This is a genomic window from Roseibium sp. (assembly GCF_025698965.1).
Taxonomy (GTDB): Bacteria; Pseudomonadota; Alphaproteobacteria; order Rhizobiales; family Stappiaceae; genus Roseibium.
The window spans coordinates 1-3280 of sequence record NZ_JAILWL010000606.1 but is presented as its reverse complement, the minus strand read 5'-3'; the positions used below and the strand labels follow the sequence as shown (position 1 = coordinate 3280).

The window sequence follows — 3280 nt, the reverse complement described above, 5'->3', positions numbered from 1 at the left end:
AATGCCAACCGACAGCGATAATGCACCGAAGCCAAAGGCAATGAGCAGCAGCGTTGACAGCAAAGGCGCAGAATAGGCCGCAGCCCCCAGGACCTGAATGTCGCCACGCTTGACGCCGATATCCCAGGTAAAGAACGCAAGCCCGACCGGAAACAGGGCTAAGGCCAGCACCGAGGCCCATTCCAACGGCGCTGCCGGCCAAACAGTTTCTTCCAACGTTACATGACACAAGGCCGACAGCACGGCCGTCATCAGGCAGAACCCGGCGACGGCCTCTGTCGGAACCGCTCCGAGACGGCGGGAAAGAACCGAATAGCTGGACCAGAACAGGGAAGAGGCAATTGCGGCGCCATATCCGAGCACCGAACCGCTGGCGAACTCAATGCCTTCACCACCGGTGATCAGAAGCACCGCGCCAGCCAGTCCGAGAACGGTACCGACAATGTGATGCAGCCGCAGATGTTCGCCGGGCAAAAAGGCGGAAAACAGAACAATCAGCAACGGCCAGGTGTAATTGATCAGATTGGCCTCTACCGGTGGTGCGTTCCTGATCGCTGTAAAATAGAAAAAATGAAATCCGAAAAGACCGAATGTCCCGAATGCCCAGATCCTAATCGGTTGACGCAGCAGTGACACCTTGCCGGACGCAATCAACCAGATCAGCGCCAGCATCCCCGAAATGCCGAAACAAAGCGCGTTGAGCAGAAAAGGAGGCACGCGTCCTGATCCGGCCCCGAACACTCCAAGCGTTGCCCACATCAATACGGCACTCAATCCGATGACCGTTGCCTTGAGTCTTCCCGAGCCTTCCATCGTCCCTTCCTGCATTTCGACAGCCCTCGCTCATGGCATGAAACAAAAAACAGCGAAAGGGGTTGGCAGAATTTGATTCAAGTCCTTGATCCCGACTCCGGTTTCGGGACATGTTGTGATCCGATTTAAAGACCTGTCACTGCCGGGGAATTCATGACGACAACGGAAATCAAGACCCTTGGGCCGGAAGATGCCCATCAGCTTGCACCACTCATTGCGGAAAATGCACAGGCACTGAAACGCGGCGCACCGCGCCGTCCTGACGAATATTACGCCGAACGTATTCTTGGCGACAAAAACGCAGAAGTGCTGGGCGCCTTTGCAGATGACAAGATGATCCCGATCATCGCAACCAGGGCATTGGTCGCAAGATCATTGAAACTCTGGCAGCGGAAGGCAAGCGCCGTGGCTGGTTGCATCTGCGCTGGATCGTTCCCGGCAAGAACACACCGGCTGTCGCCCTTTATGAGAAGATCGCCGAACCGGATCATCGCAAGAGCTATCTGATCCCGATCGACCGGATCGCCGGCGACTGATTGATCCTGGCACGAAACAAGAATTTGTCGAGGTTCGGATGAGATCTCAACCTCGACAAACGCTACAGCACAGCCGTCAAATGTTGAATCGTTTGATGGCTGTGCTCTAAATCCCCGCCGAGAAAAGGGGGGGGATCTGGCCGAGTGTTAAAAAACCGATTTTTATGAGGCCACGGTCAAGCACTACAGGCACACTGACGGTAGAACTGTCGCCGGACCCCTCTCCTGCGGATTTCAAGCTGTTGATGACACCCTCGACCACTGAAAAAGAACTGTCATTTGGGGGAAACAACGGTTTCAGGGCACGAAGCAGGTCGTCGGCATTTGCAAGCGTAACGTTGATGGAACCCGACAAAGTACCATCGCCGCCTACCATCAGGTCCCCGTTTGCTCCCAGGCTGCCGTCCCCCAGCGATGCTTCCAGCAGAACAAGTTTGACAGGCAATTCACCGCCGTTGATGCGAACAAGCGACACAAGATCCAGTCCGGCAAGCAGGGCCGTTCCGCCGCTGATCTGAACATGTCCGCGAAAATCCACGCTGTCCTGCAATTGCGGGATCGACTGCAATTGCAATCCATCAACCGACAGGAATCCATCGAGCGCATCCGCCTGATCCGGTGCTGAACGCAAGTGAATTTCAGCTTTCTCGGCGGCAAATACTCCGGCCGATACGGTATCTTCCAGCGCTGCCTCGGGTTTTTGAAAAACCAGGTCGACGTCACCAAGAGCCTCTTGCGAAAACTTGACACTGGCCCGTGCCGTCTCCCAGGAAACTTCCCCTGCGGCACCGCTGAGCGGTGCGTCGACCACCGCCGGCGCCTCTGCCTCAAAAATGATGTGCCGGGGATTGTAGATCAGCGCAACGGCATTCAGGGACTGAAGCGATCCGCTTGTGCCAGCGCGATCAAGCGATCGCATGTTCCGACAGGAGACCTCGTAACGAAACGGATACCCGGCGATCGTCAGATCCGCACACGAGATATCAAGACCGTTCTGCGCCAGTGTGCGCATCTGTCCATCCAGTTCCTCTGCCAGAACCGAGCGACCGTAAAACCAGGCCGCCGACCATCCTGCAATGACAAGAACAATGGCACTCAGGAGCAGGATATAGCGGCGTTTGGAAGATTTGGTTTGTGCGTTCGGGCTCTTGGACACGGTTCAATTTACTCTCAGTTGATGACGCAGACTGTACACCGGCATTGAATCGACAGGCGGAGATTGTTATCTCGGCACCTGCGAGACAGAAGACAGGTCGATATGAGCGATTTTTGGGTATTTGGCTATGGTTCTTTGATGTGGAACCCGGGATTTGATCATTTGCGATCTGAGCAGGCCCTGCTGCGCGGTGCCCATCGTGCGCTCTGCGTCTATTCCTGGGTCCATCGTGGTACCCAGGAAAAACCGGGACTTGTCTTTGGTTTGGACAATGGCGGCGCCTGCCACGGCATCGCCTATCAGGTCAGCGAGAGCATCTGGCCGCAAACGCTGGAATATCTGCGGGCCCGCGAACAGACCACGATGGTCTACAAGGAGCATTGGCATAACATCGAACTGACCGGCGGCGAGAAAGTCGAAGCGCTTGTCTACATGGTCGATCACGGCCACGCGCAATATGCCGGTGCTCTGCCGTTGGAGAAACAACTGGACATCGTCACCGGTGCCGTCGGAAAATCCGGGGCCAACCCGGAATACGTCATCAACACCGCTGCACACCTGCAGGAGATGGGCATTCCCGACACGGGCCTGGCCTGGTTGGCAGAACGACTGAACGGCAAATCCGGCACGTAAAAAGAAGAAAGGCCACGCAAGATGCGCGGCCCTTTCTTTTAACTGACACTCCTTCGTAGGAGTGCTTTTCTTATTGATGCGGGAAACCAGCCTTGGAAGTCCCGTTCCAGTCGCCGATAAACGGCAGGATCGGCAGGGAGTC

The 3280-nt window shown here is 55.9% G+C and carries 4 protein-coding genes; 2 read left to right on the top strand and 2 right to left on the bottom strand.

The features are described from left to right. Positions 1-813, bottom strand: an 813-nt coding sequence (locus K5905_RS30365) for an EamA family transporter (RefSeq protein WP_297591439.1), incomplete at its 3' end; no start/stop codon positions are given. Positions 814-1172: 359 nt separating this feature from the next. Here K5905_RS30365 and K5905_RS30360 point away from each other — a divergent pair. Then, positions 1173-1349 (top strand): hypothetical protein, encoded by a 177-nt coding sequence (locus K5905_RS30360; RefSeq protein ID WP_367187040.1) that lies wholly within the window; start codon positions 1173-1175, stop codon positions 1347-1349. A gap of 106 nt (positions 1350-1455) precedes the next feature. Here the strand turns inward: K5905_RS30360 and K5905_RS30355 are convergent, their stop codons facing one another. After that, positions 1456-2505, bottom strand: a complete 1050-nt coding sequence (locus K5905_RS30355; RefSeq protein ID WP_297591437.1) for a DUF2125 domain-containing protein — start codon at positions 2503-2505, stop codon at positions 1456-1458. A gap of 102 nt (positions 2506-2607) precedes the next feature. On the opposite strand from K5905_RS30355, the gene K5905_RS30350 reads away from it, so the two are divergent. Then, positions 2608-3138 (top strand): gamma-glutamylcyclotransferase, encoded by a 531-nt coding sequence (locus K5905_RS30350; RefSeq protein WP_297591436.1) that lies wholly within the window; start codon positions 2608-2610, stop codon positions 3136-3138. Positions 3139-3280: the final 142 nt, after the last annotated feature.

Coding starts and splice junctions, on each gene's coding strand:
- K5905_RS30350 (WP_297591436.1), top strand. CDS start 2,608: ATGAGCGATTTTTGGGTATTTGGCTATGGTTCTTTGATGTGGAACCCG.